This window comes from Methyloligella halotolerans, assembly GCF_001708935.1.
GTDB lineage: Bacteria > Pseudomonadota > Alphaproteobacteria > Rhizobiales > Methyloligellaceae > Methyloligella > Methyloligella halotolerans.
On record NZ_MASI01000005.1, the window covers coordinates 157746 to 173834 of the forward strand.

The following is a 16089-nucleotide window of genomic DNA, read 5'->3' on the forward strand; positions in this document are numbered from 1 at the left end:
TGTTCCGCAGGCAGATATAGCAGATTGCGTGCCAATGATGATTCCGTCCAATCCCCACATCGCAATCGCCGGCGCCGGCAGCGTCGGCTGCTATATCGGCGGCAGGCTCGCAGCTGCCGGTCGCGACGTCGTGTTTCTCGCCCGCCCGGCCCTGAACGATGCGATCGCCGCTCGCGGGCTGACCCTGTCAGATCTGAAGGGCGGCAAGGACGTCACGCTTGCGCCGGAGACATTGGAGGTGACCGATGATCCGGCCACGGCTCTGGGCAGCGCCGACATCGTCCTGGTGACAGTCAAAAGCGGCGCGACTGCGGCGATTGCGGAGGAGATCGCAACCCACGCCAAGCCCGAAGCCATCGTCGTCAGTCTGCAGAACGGCGTTGACAATCCCGAGATCCTGCGCCGCCGCCTTGGGGACGGCCGCACGGTCGTCGCCGGCATGGTGCCCTTCAATATCGTCCAGACTCGCGAGCCCGGCGAGCCCGTGTCGTTCCGTCGGGCTACCAGCGGCAAGGTCATGCTCGCCGAAGACACCGCTGCCTTGGCAAAGCTCCTGGACGTAGCTGGGTCGCCCGCCCGCGAGCAGAAGGACATGCTCGGCCTTCAATGGACCAAGCTCCTTCTCAACCTCAACAACGCCCTGAATGCTCTCGCCGGCGTTCCCCTCGCCGACGAATTCTCCGATCGCGGCTGGCGGCGCCTCCTGGCAGCCCAGGTGAAGGAAGGACTTGCCGTGCTGAAGGCCGCCGGCATCCGGCCCGCGCGTTTCGAAGGCATCCATCCGCGCATCGTGGCGAATGTTCTTCCCCTGCCCGATACGGCATTCCGCCTGCTCGCCCGCGGCATGCTCTCCATCGATCCGCGCGCCCGCTCCTCCATGTGGGACGACCTGGAGGCACGGAAACCCACGGAGGTGGATTTCATCCAGGGCAAGGTGATGTCGCTTGCTGAAGAGACCGGCATCGCCACGCCCGTGATCGAAAGTGTCTATCTCCAGGTCAAGGATGCCGAGGCGCCGGCCACGGCTCGCCCCATTTGACTCCGGCGAACATCCCGGGCCCGGACAGACGCTGAGAGGCGGCCCGCGCGCCTCCGTCACTCCCGTTTCGCCCCAAATCATGTATAGCCTGCGGCCGAGAGCGTGAGCTGGCGCACTGGCGCGAGGCCACATCGCCACCTTGACCGCCGCAGGCTGGCAAGGACGTTCGTCCGATGGAGTATCCCGTGAGACCGAAAGAAGCCTTCGACGATTCCGCTGCAAAAGCGGCCGCCCCCGCGATCGCGGCGAAAGGGCTGGTGAAGAGCTTCGGCGACGTCCGGGCCGTCGACGGCATCGATCTGACCGTACCGCGCGGAACCATCTTCGCGATCCTCGGCCCCAACGGCGCCGGCAAGACGACCTTGATCCGCATGCTCGCCACCCTCGCCCAGCCCGACGGAGGCAGCGCCACCGTCATGGGCCTCGACATCGTTTCCGAAGCTCAAAAGGTCCGCCGCGAGATTGCCCTGACCGGCCAGTTCGCCTCGCTCGACGAAGATCTAACCGGCCGGGAGAATCTGCTCCTGCTCGCACGCCTGTGGGGCTTCAAAGGTACCAGCGCCCGAGACCGGGCCGACGACCTCCTTGCCGTCTTCGATCTCGCCGATGCTGGGAACCAGCAGGTGAAGGACTATTCGGGCGGCATGCGCCGGCGTCTCGATATCGCCGCCTCCCTCGTCGTCACCCCTGGTGTGCTCTTCCTCGACGAGCCCACCACCGGTCTCGATCCCAAGGCCCGCCAGGACGTCTGGCGCATGATCCGCGCTCTGGCCGCCTCCGGCGTCACGATCCTGCTGTCCACCCAGCATATGGAGGAGGCCGATCAGCTCGCCGCCCGCATCGCAGTCATCGACCACGGCCGGAAAATCGCCGAAGGGACCAATCGTGAACTGAAGGCTCAGATCGGCACCGGGATGCTCCGCGTCGCCGTCACCGACCCCGCACGGCGCGAGGAAGCGGCACGTGTCCTGTCCGAGCGGCTCGGATATCCGGTGCAGCCCAGTCCGGAAGGAGGGGAGCTCACAGTGATCGCGGGGGACGCAAGGAAAGCGAACGAGGCCGTCGCCGCCCTCCTCGCTGCCGGCATCGAGCTCTCCGACTTCGCCCTCGGTCAGCCGAGCTTGGACACCGTATTCTTCGCCCTCACCGGTTATTCCGCGAGCGTTGGAACGGGCGAACCCGAAACCGAGGACCACCAACCGTGAACGACCGCTCTCTCTCCGCCCTCACCGATGTGACCCGCCCACCGCCCGCATCGGCGCTCCAGAGCGCACTGGCCTTCGGCTGGCGGGCGGCGCTGAAATTCAAGCACCTGCCCGAGCAGCTTTTCGACCTGGTCGTCACCCCGATCATGTTCACGCTGCTCTTCACCTTCGTGTTTGGAGGAGCCTGGCGGGTTCGCCGGCGGACTATCTGCAATATTTGCTGCCGGGAATTCTGGTCGAGACGGTCGCCTTCAACTCGGTCTACTCAGGCATGGGTCTGTCGACCGACTACAGCAAAGGCCTCTTCGACCGGTTTCGCTCGCTCCCCATTTGGCCGCTTTCTCCCTTCGCGGGTCTCATGGTTGGCGACGTGCTCCGACACCTCATCGCCGCAACCATCATCCTGGCCATCGGCCTGGGGATCGGCTACCGGCCCGAAGCGGGCGTGCTAGGCGTCATCGGTGCCTTCGCCCTACTCGTGGCCGTTGGCTTCGGCATCGGATGGGTCTTCATCGTTCTGGGCTTATTGATCCGCACCCCGACGACAGTCATGACCCTGGGCTTTGGCATTCTCTTCCCCGTCGTCTTCGCCTCCAACATTCTCGTCGATCCGGAAACCATGCCCAACTGGCTGAGCACATTCGTCGCTTGGAATCCGTTCAGCTGGATGGCGACCGCCATGCGCGGGTTGATGGGAGGGGGCGTAACCGTGAGCGAAATCCTTCTGGCCCTTGCGCTGCCTGCGTTCCTGACCGTCCTGCTGGCACCCTTGACCCTGTTTATCTATCTGCGGCGCTAGGGATTTCTGTTCCGGGACCGGAATCCGGCCGATCCCGCGAATGCGCGGACTTGGCGCCAATCGCTCATTGTCAGCCGCGCCCTCTAAGGGTATAAGCGCCACGAATTCCCGCGGCCCCGATACGGGCGCCGCGCATAACTGCTTTGGGCCGCCACCGGCCCTCTTATCCGATTTGGAGGAATTATGGCTGAGGCACACGAACTCAAAGCCTGGGCGCGCGAAAGGATCGGCACCGGCGGCGCACGCGCTGTCCGCCGCGAGGGCCGCGTGCCGGCCATCGTCTACGGCGACAAGGGCGAACCGCTCCCCGTAGCGATCGACTACACCGAGGTTCTGAAGCAGCTCAACACGGGCCACTTCCAGAGCACGGTCTATATGCTCGATCTGGACGGCAAGAAAACCCGCGTGATCCCCCGCGATGTGCAGCGCGATCCGGTCAAGGATTTCCCGATGCACGTGGATTTCCTGCGGGTTTCCGCCCACGCGACCATCAATATCGACGTGCCGGTGCACTTCCTCAACGAAGAGGAATCCCCCGGCCTGAAGCGCGGCGGCGTTCTGAACGTCGTCCGTCACGAGGTCGAGGTGCTCTGCCCCGTCGATTCCATCCCGGAAGCCTTCGAGATCGACCTGACCGGTCTCGATATCGGCGACACCATCCACGTCTCCGCGATCACCATCCGAAGGGCGTTACACCGACCATCGACGATCGCGACTTCACCGTTGCCACCATCGTCGCCAGCAGCGCCGAGAAGGCCGACGAGGCCGAGGAAGCGGAAGCCGCTGCGGCTGAAGCTGCCGAAGCCGAAGAGGCTGAGGAAGGCGAGGCGCCGAGGGTGAAGAAGGCGCCGAGGGCGAAGCCGAAGACGAAGCCAAGGAATAGCGTCTGCGGGTCCACCGCGACGCCGAACAGCGTTCGGGTGCCGCATGAAGCTTCTCGTCGGTCTCGGCAATCCAGGGGCGCAATACGCCTTCAACCGGCACAATGTCGGGTTCATGGCGGTCGACGCTATCCATGGAGCCGAAAATTTCGCCGCCTGGCGGAAGCGCTTCCACGGCTATACGGCCGAGGGAGAGCTGGACGGCGAGAAGATCCTCCTGCTCAAGCCTGAGACCTACATGAACGAGTCGGGCCGCGCCGTCGGCGAAGCGGTCCGCTTCTTCAAGATCCCGGTCTCCGACGTCATCGTCTTCCACGACGAGCTCGACCTCGCGCCGGAAAAGGTCCGGGTGAAGACCGGCGGCGGCGTGGCCGGCCATAACGGCCTGAAGTCGATCACCTCCCATATCGGCAACGACTATGTGCGGGTTCGCATCGGCATCGGCCACCCGGGCTCCAAGGAGCGGGTCCACGGCCATGTGATGGGCGATTTCGCCAAGGCCGATCATGGCTGGCTGGTGGACGAGCTGGCCGCCATAGCCGACGCAGCGCCTTTCCTGGTCGAAGGCGCCTACGACAAGTTCCAGACCGCGGTGGCCCATTGGAAGAACGGCAACTCGCCCGCCGACGAAGCGCCCGCGAAGCCGGAGAAGGCAGCCAAACCGGCGACGCCGAAGCCGTCTTCCGCGCCACCCACGCAAGACAAGACCGAGACCTCTCTCGGGGCCAAGCTCAAGGCTTGGCTGGATAAGGACTGATCGCACCGATCCGGCGCTTCCGGCCTGGAGCCGAATGCCGTAACGAGGATATTCATGGGATTCAAATGCGGCATCGTCGGCTTGCCCAATGTCGGCAAATCGACCCTCTTCAACGCCCTGACCGAGACGGCATCCGCGGCCGCCGCGAACTATCCGTTCTGCACCATCGAGCCGAACGTGGGCGAGGTACCGGTGCCGGATCCGCGTCTGGAGAAGCTCGCGTCGATCTCGCACTCGGCCAACACCATCGCCACCCGCCTGACCTTCGTGGACATCGCCGGCCTGGTGAAAGGCGCGTCCAAGGGCGAAGGCCTCGGGAACCAGTTCCTCGCCCATATCCGCGAGGTAGACGCCATCGCCTACGTGCTCCGCTGCTTCGAGGATGACGACGTCATCCATGTCGAGGGCAAGGTCGATCCCCTCGCCGACGCGGAGACCGTGGAGACCGAGCTGATGCTCGCCGACCTGGAAAGCCTCGAAGGCCGCATTCCGAATCTGGAGAAGAAGATCCGCGGCCAGGACAAAGAAGCCAAGAAGACCCTGGAGCTTGTCGAGCGCGCCCTCCAGCTGCTGCGCGACGGCAAGCCCGCCCGCCTCGCCGATGTCTCCGAAGAGGACGCTACCGCTTTCAAGGCCCTCAATCTCCTGACCGCCAAGCCCGTGCTTTATGTCTGCAATGTCGAGGAAGGCTCGGCCAGCACCGGCAACGCGTATTCCAAGCTGGTCGAGGAGCGGGCCGCGAAAGAGGGCGCAGGCGTCGTGGTGATTTCTGCCAAGATCGAGTCCGAGCTCGCCGAGTTGGAGCCGGAAGAGCGGCGCGCCTATCTCGCCGAGCTGGGTCTCGAGGAGCCGGGACTGAACCGGCTGATCCGCGAGGGCTACGATCTTCTGGGTCTCATCACCTACTTCACCGCCGGGCCGAAGGAAGCCCGCGCCTGGACCGTCCCCAAGGGCACCCGCGCGCCCCAGGCCGCCGGCGTGATCCATACGGATTTCGAGAAGGGCTTCATTCGCGCCGAGACCATCGGCTACGAAGATTTCGTCGGGCTGGGTGGCGAGAACGGCGCCAAGGATGCCGGCAAGCTGCGCCTGGAAGGCAAGGAATACGTGGTCAAGGACGGCGACGTCCTGCACTTCCGCTTCGCGAATTAGACCGCACGGAAATCCTCAAGATTCCGGAGCTTTAGCTCGCCCGCTTCATGGGCTCGTCGCCTTGCGCAACCTGGCGCAGGAACGTCTCTACGGTCTCCCGCAGCACGTCCGCCTGGCGGTTGAGGTCTTGCGAGACCTGCAGCACCCGCGATGCGGACTCGCTCGTCTCGTCCACCGCATGGGTCACGTTCGGCATGTGGCCGGCCACCTCTTCGGTGCCCCGCGCCGCCTCGCGCACACTGTGCGAGATCTCCGACGTCGCCGCCGATTGCTGATGCACGGCGGACGCGATTTCCTGGGTATGGCTGTTGACCTCGCTCATGGAGACCACGATGCCTTCCATGGACTCTACCGCAGCCTGGGTCGAAAGCTGGATCGCGCCGATCTGCTGACGGATATCGTCCGTCGCCTTCGCCGTCTGATCGGCCAACGTTTTCACCTCGTTGGCCACGACCGCGAAGCCGCGCCCGGCCTCTCCGGCCCGCGCCGCCTCGATGGTCGCATTCAGCGCCAGTAGGTTCGTCTGCGCCGCAACGTCCTGGATCAGGTTGACCACGTCGCCGATACGGCTGGCCGCGGCGGCAAGGCCGGCGACCTTCTCGTTGGCCGCCCTGGCATTGCCCGTGACCTCGCTGACGATCTTGCTCGCCGTCGAGACCCGCGTGCCGATCTCCCCCACGGAGACGGCAAGTTCTTCGGTCGTCGCAGCCACGGTCTGCACGTTCGAAGACGCCTCGTTCGAGGCCGATGCCACGGCAGAAACCCGTTCGTTGCTGCCGGAAGCGAGATTGGCGAGGCTATGCGCCGTCTCATCCATCTTGTGGGCGCTATCGGCGAAGACGCCGAGAATGCCGGCGATGGACGACCGAAACTCCTCGATCAGCTGCTCCGTCCGGCGCTGTGACGAGAGACGGCCTTCCCATTGGGAATCGATCTCATGCTGATGGCGCTCGCTCCATTCCGTGGCATCGTCCTGGAAGTCCGCCAGCTTGCGGCTGAGATCGCCGATCTCGTCGTTCCGCCCCATATGGGGCAGCTCGCCGTCCATATCCCACTTGGTGAATCGCGCGATGACCCGCTGCAGATCGCGAAGGGCCCGCGAATAGGTCCGCCCCATGAGATAGCCCGCGATCGCCGCCAGCGCGGCGGCCACGATGGCGCCCCACAGCATGGCCGTGGACAGCTCCGGCAGGAACGACTGGAAGGCCGAGCTGAGGGCGGCTCCGCCGAGCGCTGCGATCATCAAGGCAAGAGAGAGCTGCAGGCGAAGTCCCATCGAAAACCCATCCATCCGGTGTTCCAGCGGCAGGGTCTCACGCATCATGCCGGCTCCGGCCGCTCGAACGCCCGGACCGGCCTTTGCCTGAACCCCCATCGCATGAGGATCGCCGATTGTGGTTAAGACTCTCTTGCACGGTGGGCGGGACCCATCGCCGCGCGGACCCTACCGCAGGGCGGCTGCGATATTTCCGCCATCCACCACTTCGATATGACCGGTGGTGGAGCGCGCCTTGGCCAGAGCCAAAAACGCCTGCGCGACATCGTTGGCCAGAACTTCCGAGCCCAGCAGATTGCCGCCCATATAGTCGGCTTCGGAGAGACCGCGCGCCTTGGATCTGGCGGCAATCATCTCATTGGTGAGGAGCCCGCTCCGGATCCGGTCGGCATTCACCCCGTTGGAGCGGATGCCCTCGGCGCCGTAATCCACCGCGTATTGCCGCATCAACATCATGGTCGCCGCCTTGGGCAGACCGTAGGGACCGAAATTCGGGCCCGGATTGACCGCCTGCTTGGAGATGTTGAAGAGCAGCGCCCCGCCGGTCTTCTGCTTGCCCATGATGCGCACGGCCGCCTGAGCCACCCGCTGATGGGCAAAGAAGTTGAGCTCGAAGCTATTCCGCAAGGTCTCCTCGGAAACCTCGCCGATACGTCCCTGCCAGGCCGCTCCGGCATTCGACACCAGAATATCGACGCCCCCGAACCGTTCGCAGATTTTGGCAAACGCAGCTTCGACATCCGCTCCGCGCGTCACATCGCAGCCGATCCCGAAACCGCCGATCTCGCGGGCGACGGTCTCCGCTGCCTCCGCATCCCGATCGAGCACGGCCACCGCCGCCCCGTCTCCCGCCAGCGCCTTGGCGGTCGCGCGCCCGATGGCGCCGCCACCGCCGGTGACCACCGCGATCTGGCCTGTCAGCGGTTTGGCCACCTGCCCCTTTAGCTTGGCCTGCTCCAGGCTCCAATATTCTAGCTCGAAGCGATCGCTCTCCGGCAAGGGCTCATAGCGCCCGATGGCCTCGGCGCGGGTGATGACATGTACGCTATTCTCGGCGAGATCGCCCGCCTGCGCGGCGGCCTTTGCCGAGCTCCCAACGCCGAACAGCCCCAGCCCCGGCACCAGAATGACGCGCGGCGCGGCATCGAGTTTGGTCTTCGTGTTACCGACCCGCGCATTCTCGCGCTCGAAATAAGCGTCGTAAGCGCTCGCGAACTTGGCGACCGCGGCCTTCACCTTCTCGGTAAAGCCATCCAGATCGCCGGCTTCGGGCGCCGGCACGATCATCGGCGTGTTCTTGGTGCGGATGATGTGGTCCGGCGTCACCACGCCCCGCTGGCTGTACTCGGCCAGCGCCTCGCCGTTCACATAGTCGAGGATCTCCGCGCTGGTCCGGAAGTCGAGGATGAAGCGCGTCGGCGCCCCGCCCGGTTTCTCGGCCGGAAGAGCGCACGCGCCTCGGAGGATCGGCGCGACATCCGAAGGCGACGCCAGTCCATTGGGCAGCGCCCGAGGCTGGAAAACGGTTGGCCGCCCTTGGCGCAGCCGGCTCTCGGCGAGGGAGACCATCTCGATCATCCGCTCGTAAGCCTCTCGGGCGCTCTCCCCGAAGGTGAAGATCCCATGCTTGTGGAGAATCAGCCCCTCAACATCCGGGTTGGCGTCATAGACATCCGCCGCCGCCTTGGCGAGGCCGAAGCCGGCGCGATATAGGGAACGATTCCCATGCGCCCGTCATAGATCTCGTCCGCCAGCGCCTCGCCGTCCGGCTGGTCCACGATGGACAGCACCGCAGCCGAATGGGTGTGGTCCACGAATTTGTGGGGCAGGAAGGCATGTAGCAGCGTCTCGACCGACGGGTTCGGCGCCGAAGCATTCAGCAGATTGAGCCGCTGAACATTCACCATCGCTTCGTCCGACAACGACTCCCGCGAGCGCATCCGGCGCAGCGGCTCCAGCTTCACCGCCGGCAGCCCCCAGGGCTCGATATCCGCCATGTCGGCGCCAGAGCCTTTGACGCAGAGGACCTCGTGCTCCTGGCCGAGATCGTCCGTGGCCTGCGTCTTCACTGACGTGTTGCCGCCGCCATGCAGCACCAGCAGAGGATCCCGCCCCAGGAGCCGGGTCGTATAGACCCGCAAGGCGATATCCTCGGCCACACCGTCACGCCCATAGGCGTCGACCATCTCTTCCGCGTCGCGATCGTTCCACTGGCTTTCCATAGCGCGACTTCTTACAGACTTCGCCGGAACCGGCAAGCGCCTGGAACACCTGGCCGCGCAGCCACTGATCGACCGCTTCCGGCCATTCCAAAAGGCGCCTAACCGGGCTAGTCTCCGATTCCCTTCACCCGGGGACTTGAAGGCAACAAAGGCGACGGACCCATGCCGGTTATTCTGATTCTTCTTCTCGCAATCATGGTTGCGACGTTCGGGTTCTGGGGCACCATCAAGGGCATCGTCGGCGCCTTCGCCGTCGTCGTGTTCCTCATCTTCCTGATCGTGGTGTTCCTCGGCCTACTCGGCACTTGGCTTCTGAAGCGCTGATCCTGAAACGCCTGCGCCTATCGCGAGAGGATCGGCCTAGGTCGGCGCGAATAAAGCCGCGCCCAAGCCGGCCACTGTCAGCGCTCCGGCCGCGATGAGGATCGGCCGGCCGAGGCCGAGGCCGGCGATACCGACCACAAGCGCGGCCTTCACGAAGGTGTTGCTCAGCGCGCCGATCACGATGGCGATCACCGCCGTGCCCACGGCGCCGTCGCTCTTGGCGTACTCGGCCATGGAGAGGGTGATCGCGTCCACGTCCGTGGTCCCAGCGATCGCCGCCACCACGTAAAGTCCCTGCTCCGAGAACTCCTGCTGCACGATCTTCACCGCCAGCAGAACAACGGCGAAGATCATGGCAAACTTCGCCGCCGACCAGAGGCTGAACGGGTTCTTCAATTCCAGGTCGCGATCCTTCGCCCCGTCGTGATCGCGCGCCTGCTCGCGGAAATAGAGGTAACCCGCGAAACCAGTGGAGATCGCGGCCATGGCGCCCAGGGGCATCAGAAGCGGGATCAGCAGGTCGCGGTTCACAACGGCAACCTCGACCAGGATGCGCACGCACATCACGACCCAGGACAGCAGGATCCCGCATGCCAACAGCTTGGTGAGCTTCGGATACTCGGCACCTTCCTTGGCGAAAGAGAAGGTGACGGCGGTGGACGAGACCAGCCCGCCCGTGATGCCCGTGAGCGGGATGCCCCGCCCTGCCCCTAAGAGTCGCGTCGCTACATAGCCAACCAGAGAAAGCCCCGCGATCAGGATCACCAGCAGCCAGAGCATATAGGGATTCAACGCGCCCCACGGATCGACCGTGCGGTCAGGCAGAAGCGGCAAGGCGATAAAGCTGGCGATCAGGAGCCGCAGGCCGGCGAACACGTCGTCCCAGCCGAGCTTCGCCACGAAGCCGTGCAGCGGCCGCTTATAGGCGAGCACTGTCGCCGTGACGATGCCCAGGGCGACGGCGAGCTCCCGAAAGCCGAGCATCACCATGGCGCCCAGCATGAACACGATCAGCGTCGCCATCTCCGTCGTGAGCCCGGTATCGTCCGACGCCCGCGCGGTGATGGAGTACCCCACGAGAACGAAGGCGCCGACCAGCAGCAGCCCCGCCGGCAGAAGAAAGGGGATGTCACGCTCGACTGCGACCCAGCCGGCCAGGGCGCCGAGCATCGAGAACAGGGTGAAGGTCCGTAAGCCTGCGATGAGGTCGGTGCCTTCGTCTTCCGCCCCTTTGCGCTTCTCGCGTTCGAGGCCCACAAGCGCGCCGAGCAGGATTGCGATCGCGAAATTGATCGCCGCCTCGAGAAGCTCCGGCCGTTCCATCCCTTCCCAAGGCATCTGCTCCTCCGGCGGCTAGGCGGCGTCCTTCTTCATGCGCTCGGGATAAAGCCGCAGGAGTCCGTCAGGCGTCGCGGGCGCCACGCCGCGATCGGTGATGAAGCCCGTGACCATCTTCCGCGGGGTCACGTCGAACGCGAAATTCGCCGCATCCGTCCCGTCCGGCGCGATCTCCACCCGTGCGACCGTGCCGTCCGGCAGCTTGCCGGTGACGTATTTGACCTCTTCGCCGCCCCGCTCCTCGATAGGGATATCGGCGCCGCTCTGGAGCTTCCAATCGATCGTCGAGGTCGGCAGCGCCACGAAGAACGGCACGTCGTTATCCTTCGCCGCGAGCGCCTTCAGATAAGTGCCGATCTTGTTGGCGACGTCGCCACCCGCCGTGGTCCGGTCCGTGCCCACGATGCACAGATCCACCTTGCCGTGCTGCATCAGGTGCCCGCCCACATTGTCCGCGATCAGGGTGTGGGGCACGCCATGGGCGCCGAGCTCGTAGGCTGTCAGATAGGCGCCCTGATTGCGCGGCCGCGTCTCGTCCACCCAGACATGGACGGGAATGCCCTCGTCATGAGCCATGTAGATCGGCGCCAGCGCCGTACCCCAATCGACCGTCGCCAGCCAACCGGCATTGCAATGGGTAAGGATCTGGACCGGCTCACCCTTCTTGCGCGCCGCATGGGCCTTGATGAGCCCGAGCCCGTGCTCGCCGATCTTCCGGCAGACCTCGACATCCTCGTCGGAAATCTCCTTGGCCGTCTCATAGGCTGTCGCGACGCGGCTTTCGCGCGGCTGGTTCTGGAGCGCCTCCTTCATCCGGTCGAGCGCCCATTTCAGGTTCACCGCCGTCGGGCGCGTGGCGTTCAGGATCTCGGCTGCATCGTCGATCCAATTATCCGACTGATCGTCGCGCAGGCCCAGCGCCAGCCCATACGCGGCCGTGGCGCCGATCAGCGGCGCGCCGCGCACCTGCATGGTTTTGATGGCCCGGGCCGCATCTTCGAGGCTCCTGAGTTCCGCGATCTCGAAGGCAAACGGGAGCTTGGTCTGATCGATGATGGAGACCGACCAGCCGTCGTCGTTGAGCCAGATGGAGCGGTAGGGTTTACCGTCGATATTCATGGATCAATCCCCTTCGAAGGCGATCAGCGTGTGGCATTTGACGCCCAGGCTAGCAAGACGCGCGCAGCCGCCGAGATCCGGCAGATCGATCACGAAGGCGGCGCCGACCAAATTGGCGTCCAGCTTGCGAAGCAGCTTGGCGGCCGCCTCCGCCGTGCCGCCCGTGGCGATCAGATCGTCGATCAGCAGCACCCGCTCGCCGGCAGCCAGCGCATCCTCATGGATCTCGATGACGTCGATGCCGTATTCCAGCTCGTAATCCTGGCCGATTGCCGTATAGGGGAGCTTCCCCTTCTTGCGGATCGGAATGAACCCGCAATTGAGCTTCTCCGCCACGGCGCCGCCCAGGATAAAGCCTCGCGCCTCGATCCCTGCAACGGCCTGGATATTGGAATCGCGATAGGGTTCCACGAGCCGCTCAACAGCGCTGCGCAAACCCGACGCATCGCCAATCAATGTGGTGATGTCCCGGAACATGATGCCGGGCTTGGGATAATCCGGGATCGTCCGGACGAGGCTCTTCAAATCGACATCAACATCGGCGGCAATGGACACGGGGCATTCTCTCCTGGGGTCGGCAAGGTCTGCAAGAGTCGACACGCGACGATTGCATTAGGAAAAGCACACCAAGCTCATCCGTCAATTGCGGATCGGGCCGAATGGGAAGACATGCCGTATCAAGGCATGCCAAATTCGAGACATGCCGAATTTAGGTGCCCTGGCCTAGCACCCGCCCCGCCACCGCATCGAGCTTCTTCAGAAGCTCCGGATCGCGCGCCTCCGGCGCCGTAATGATCGCGGTGTCCAGCGCCTTGTCCGAGCCGATCGGACACGCCTCATGCTCGCGTGGGAAGTCCTTCGCTAGCCGGCCAACGAGCCGTGCTGCCTTCTCCGCATTCTCAGTCAACACTTTGATGATGTCCTGCACGGTCACCGCGTCATGGTCCGGATGCCAGCAATCGAAATCCGTCACCATGGCGACGGTCGCGTAGCAGATCTCAGCTTCCCGGGCGAGCTTGGCCTCGGGCATGTTGGTCATGCCGATCACCGAATAGCCGAGCGCCTTATAGGTCAGGCTCTCGGCAAGCGTGGAGAACTGCGGCCCCTCCATGCAGACATAGGTGCCGTCGCGCACGGCCTCGATGTCCTCCGCGCGCGCCGCCTCCGCAAGATGAATGCGCAACCGGGGCGAGACCGGATGAGCCATGGAGACATGAGCCACGCAGCCCTTGCCGAAGAAGGAGGACGGCCGGTTATAGGTCCGGTCGACGAACTGGTCGACGAGCACGAAGGTGCCGGGCGGCAGCTCCTCCTTGTAGGATCCGCAGGCCGACAGGGAGATCAGGTCCGTGACCCCGGCCCGCTTCAGCACATCGATATTGGCGCGGTAGTTGATGTCCGAGGGCGAGAGGCGATGGCCTTTGTCGTGGCGGGAGAGGAAGACGATGGGGAGGCCGGCGATCTCACCGATGCGCAGGACGCCGGACGGTTCGCCCCACGGGCTCTCGATCCGCTCCTCGCGCACATTCTCCAGCCCCGGGAGGTCGTAGATCCCCGACCCGCCGATAATCCCCAGCACCGCTTTTGTCATGAATGGCCCCTGCCGCTTCGTGTCGTTGTTGAACGTACACTAGCGAGGCTTGGACTGGCTGGCGAGAGGGGGAAAAGGACGGCCAGTGCCGGGAGTACGACACCGACCCACGTCATCCTCAGAGCCTGTCCCGGACTTGATCCGGGATGCATGTCGAAGGCGTGCGTCGAAAGAGGCGTGGCGCCGGCATGCCTTCGAGGCACGCTACGCGGGCACCTCGGCATGACGGCGCGAAGATGTGCTTTTGGAGAAGCCGAGCCTCTAAGCCTCGGTCGGCGGATGGTCCTTGTTCACGCGCTTCCAGACCGCCTTCTTCGCCAGGAACATGATGATGGCGAAAACGAACAGGAAGATGATCACCCGGTGGCCCAGCATGTGACGCTGCTCAAGCTTGGGCTCGGCCGTCCACATCAGGAATGCGGAGACATCCTTGGCGTAGTTGTCGACCGTCTGCTCCGTATCGTCCGTATAGGGCACGACCCCATCGGCGAGCGGCGGCGGCATGGCGATCTGATGGCCCGGGAAGGCCGTGTTGTAGTGCATGCCCGGCGCCATCTCCATATCGCCCGGCTTATCCTTGTAGCCGGTCAGCACGGAGTAAATATAGTCGGGTCCGCCCTCGCGCGCTTTCGCGATCACCGAGAGATCCGGCGGATGGGAGCCGCCATTGGCGGCCCGGGCCGCTTCCTCGTTCGGGAACGGTGCCGGGAACCGGTCCGAAGGCCGGCCGGGACGCTTGAACATCTCGCCCTTGTCGTTCGGCCCGTCGGTCACCTGCGCGCTTTCGGCCAGCGCCTTCACCGCGGCTTCCGAGAACTGAGGACCGCCCGGCTCGCCCAGATTGCGGAACGAGACGAGATCCATGGAGTGGCAGTTGGCGCAGACCGTCTTGTAGACTGATAGCCGCGCTGGAGCTGCGGCCGGTCGTACATGCCGAACGGGCCGGAGAACGACCAGTCCACATGCTTCATCTCGGTCTCACCCTCGGAGGCAAGGCCCGGCGCGATGGCCGCGCCGAGCGCCATGAGACCTGCGACGCCTGCGATGGCACCCAGCGAGACGGCCCGCCAGATGCGCTTATCGTTACCCATCACGTACTTCATTTCACCACCTCCGGACGGGCTGCAGGATTTGCGGTCCGATCGGGCGGCAAGGGTCGGCCGAGCACGGATTCGGTGATGCTGCCGGGGCGCGGTCGCGGCGTCTCGAAGATGCCCACGAGCGGCATGATCAGCAGGAAGAAGCCGAAATAGTAGAGCGTGCCGAGCTGCGACAGGATCAGATAGATACCTTCGGGCATCTGTGCCCCGAGATAGCCCAGCATCAGGCAGTCGAGCACGAACAGCCAGAAGAACCAGCGGAAGATTGGGCGATAGCTCGTCGAGCGCACCTTGGAACGGTCCAGCCACGGCACGAAGAACAGGATCGCGATGGCGCCGAACAGGGCGATGACGCCGAGCAGCTTGTTCGGGATCGCCCGCAGGATCGCGTAGAACGGCAGGAAGTACCATTCGGGCACGATATGGGGCGGCGTCTGCAGCGGATCGGCCGGAACGTAGTTGTCCGGATGCCCCAGCCAGTTCGGCGCGTAGAACACGATGGCGAAGAACACCAGCAGGAACACCACAAGCGCGAAGCCGTCCTTGATCGTGTAGTAGGGATGGAACGGCACCGTGTCGCCCCGGGTCTTCACATCGATCCCCGTGGGATTGTTGTTGCCGGGCATATGCAGCGCCCAGATATGCAGCATCACGACGCCGGCGATGACGAAGGGCAGCAGGTAGTGCAGCGCGAACAGACGCGTCAGCGTCGGGCCGCCCACCGAATAACCGCCCCAGATCCACTGCACCAGCGAGGTGCCGAGCCCCGGCACCACCATGTCGAGCGAGGAGAACAGGTTGGTGATCACGGTCACCGCCCAGAAGCTCATCTGGCCCCAGGGCAGCGAGTAGCCCATGAAGGCGGTGATGATCATGAGCAGCAGGATCAGCACGCCGAGCATCCAGAGGATCTCGCGAGGCGCCTTGTAGGAGCCGTAGTAGAGACCGCGGAAGGTGTGGATGTAGACGGCGACGAAGAACATGGAGGCGCCGACCGCGTGAGTGTAGCGGAGGAACCAGCCCCAGTTCACATCGCGCATGATGAACTCGACGCTGTTAAACGCCTCGTCCGGCGACGCAATGTAGTGCATCGCGAGCACGATGCCCGTGACGATCTGGATGGCCAGGCAGACGACGAGGATGCCGCCGAAGGTCCACCAGTAGTTCAGGTTGCGCGGTGTCGGATATTCGACGAACTGGCCGTGCATCATCCGCGCGACCGGCAGCCGCTCGTCGAACCACATACCTAGCTTCGTCTTCGGCTCGTATGTCGAAGCGTGCCCCAT

At 64.5% G+C, this 16089-nt stretch carries 14 protein-coding genes and 2 pseudogenes; 7 read left to right on the forward strand and 9 right to left on the reverse strand.

From position 1 onward, the window contains the following. Positions 1-34 precede the first annotated feature (34 nt). From A7A08_RS10660 to ychF, 6 genes and pseudogenes are all read left to right on the forward strand, one after another. Positions 35-1039 carry a 2-dehydropantoate 2-reductase gene (locus A7A08_RS10660; protein ID WP_342586659.1) on the forward strand — a complete coding sequence of 335 codons (1005 nt, stop codon included), beginning with the start codon at positions 35-37 and terminating at the stop codon, positions 1037-1039. A gap of 185 nt (positions 1040-1224) precedes the next feature. Further along, positions 1225-2244 (forward strand): ATP-binding cassette domain-containing protein, encoded by a 1020-nt coding sequence (locus A7A08_RS10665; protein WP_245290887.1) that lies wholly within the window; start codon positions 1225-1227, stop codon positions 2242-2244. 217 nt (positions 2245-2461) lie between these two features. Beyond that, positions 2462-3043, forward strand: coding sequence for an ABC transporter permease (locus A7A08_RS10670; protein ID WP_245290888.1), 582 nt, complete (start codon positions 2462-2464; stop codon positions 3041-3043). Positions 3044-3226: 183 nt separating this feature from the next. Next, positions 3227-3855: pseudogene (locus A7A08_RS10675) on the forward strand (50S ribosomal protein L25/general stress protein Ctc); the annotation flags it as partial. A gap of 115 nt (positions 3856-3970) precedes the next feature. Beyond that, positions 3971-4681 carry an aminoacyl-tRNA hydrolase gene (gene pth / locus A7A08_RS10680; protein ID WP_069095465.1) on the forward strand — a complete coding sequence of 237 codons (711 nt, stop codon included), beginning with the start codon at positions 3971-3973 and terminating at the stop codon, positions 4679-4681. A gap of 54 nt (positions 4682-4735) precedes the next feature. Continuing rightward, complete coding sequence (gene ychF, locus A7A08_RS10685; RefSeq protein ID WP_069095466.1) at positions 4736-5833, forward strand: redox-regulated ATPase YchF; 1098 nt, start codon at positions 4736-4738, stop codon at positions 5831-5833. Positions 5834-5864: 31 nt separating this feature from the next. Here ychF and A7A08_RS10690 read toward each other — a convergent pair whose 3' ends face one another. Further along, positions 5865-7157, reverse strand: coding sequence for a methyl-accepting chemotaxis protein (locus A7A08_RS10690; protein ID WP_169822994.1), 1293 nt, complete (start codon positions 7155-7157; stop codon positions 5865-5867). Between the two features lie 120 nt (positions 7158-7277). Further along, positions 7278-9331, reverse strand: a pseudogene (locus A7A08_RS10695) (bifunctional aldolase/short-chain dehydrogenase). 162 nt (positions 9332-9493) lie between these two features. Between A7A08_RS10695 and A7A08_RS16330 the strand changes: the two are divergent. Beyond that, the gene (locus tag A7A08_RS16330) at positions 9494-9655 is read left to right on the forward strand and encodes a hypothetical protein (RefSeq protein ID WP_169822995.1); all 162 of its coding nucleotides are present in this window, start codon (positions 9494-9496) and stop codon (positions 9653-9655) included. Positions 9656-9691: 36 nt separating this feature from the next. Here A7A08_RS16330 and A7A08_RS10700 read toward each other — a convergent pair whose 3' ends face one another. The 7 genes from A7A08_RS10700 to A7A08_RS10725 all read right to left on the reverse strand — a co-directional run bounded on the left by A7A08_RS10700 (position 9692) and on the right by A7A08_RS10725 (position 16089). Beyond that, positions 9692-10993 (reverse strand): MgtC/SapB family protein, encoded by a 1302-nt coding sequence (locus A7A08_RS10700; RefSeq protein ID WP_083226677.1) that lies wholly within the window; start codon positions 10991-10993, stop codon positions 9692-9694. Positions 10994-11008: 15 nt separating this feature from the next. Beyond that, on the reverse strand, positions 11009-12112 hold the full coding sequence (gene mtnA, locus A7A08_RS10705; protein ID WP_069095469.1) for an S-methyl-5-thioribose-1-phosphate isomerase: 1104 nt from the start codon (positions 12110-12112) through the stop codon (positions 11009-11011). A 3-nt stretch (positions 12113-12115) separates the two neighbouring features. Continuing rightward, complete coding sequence (locus A7A08_RS10710) at positions 12116-12667, reverse strand: adenine phosphoribosyltransferase (protein WP_069095470.1); 552 nt, start codon at positions 12665-12667, stop codon at positions 12116-12118. A 154-nt stretch (positions 12668-12821) separates the two neighbouring features. Beyond that, positions 12822-13703, reverse strand: a complete 882-nt coding sequence (locus tag A7A08_RS10715) for an S-methyl-5'-thioadenosine phosphorylase (RefSeq protein WP_069095471.1) — start codon at positions 13701-13703, stop codon at positions 12822-12824. Positions 13704-13964: 261 nt separating this feature from the next. Next, a complete protein-coding gene (locus A7A08_RS10720; protein WP_342586660.1) occupies positions 13965-14567 on the reverse strand; it encodes a cytochrome c1 in 603 nt (200 codons plus the stop codon). Beyond that, a complete protein-coding gene (locus A7A08_RS17395; protein WP_342586661.1) occupies positions 14501-14794 on the reverse strand; it encodes a hypothetical protein in 294 nt (97 codons plus the stop codon). Before A7A08_RS17395 ends, A7A08_RS10720 begins: the two co-directional genes overlap by 67 nt. An 8-nt stretch (positions 14795-14802) precedes the next feature. After that, the gene (locus A7A08_RS10725; protein WP_069095472.1) at positions 14803-16089 is read right to left on the reverse strand and encodes a cytochrome b; all 1287 of its coding nucleotides are present in this window, start codon (positions 16087-16089) and stop codon (positions 14803-14805) included.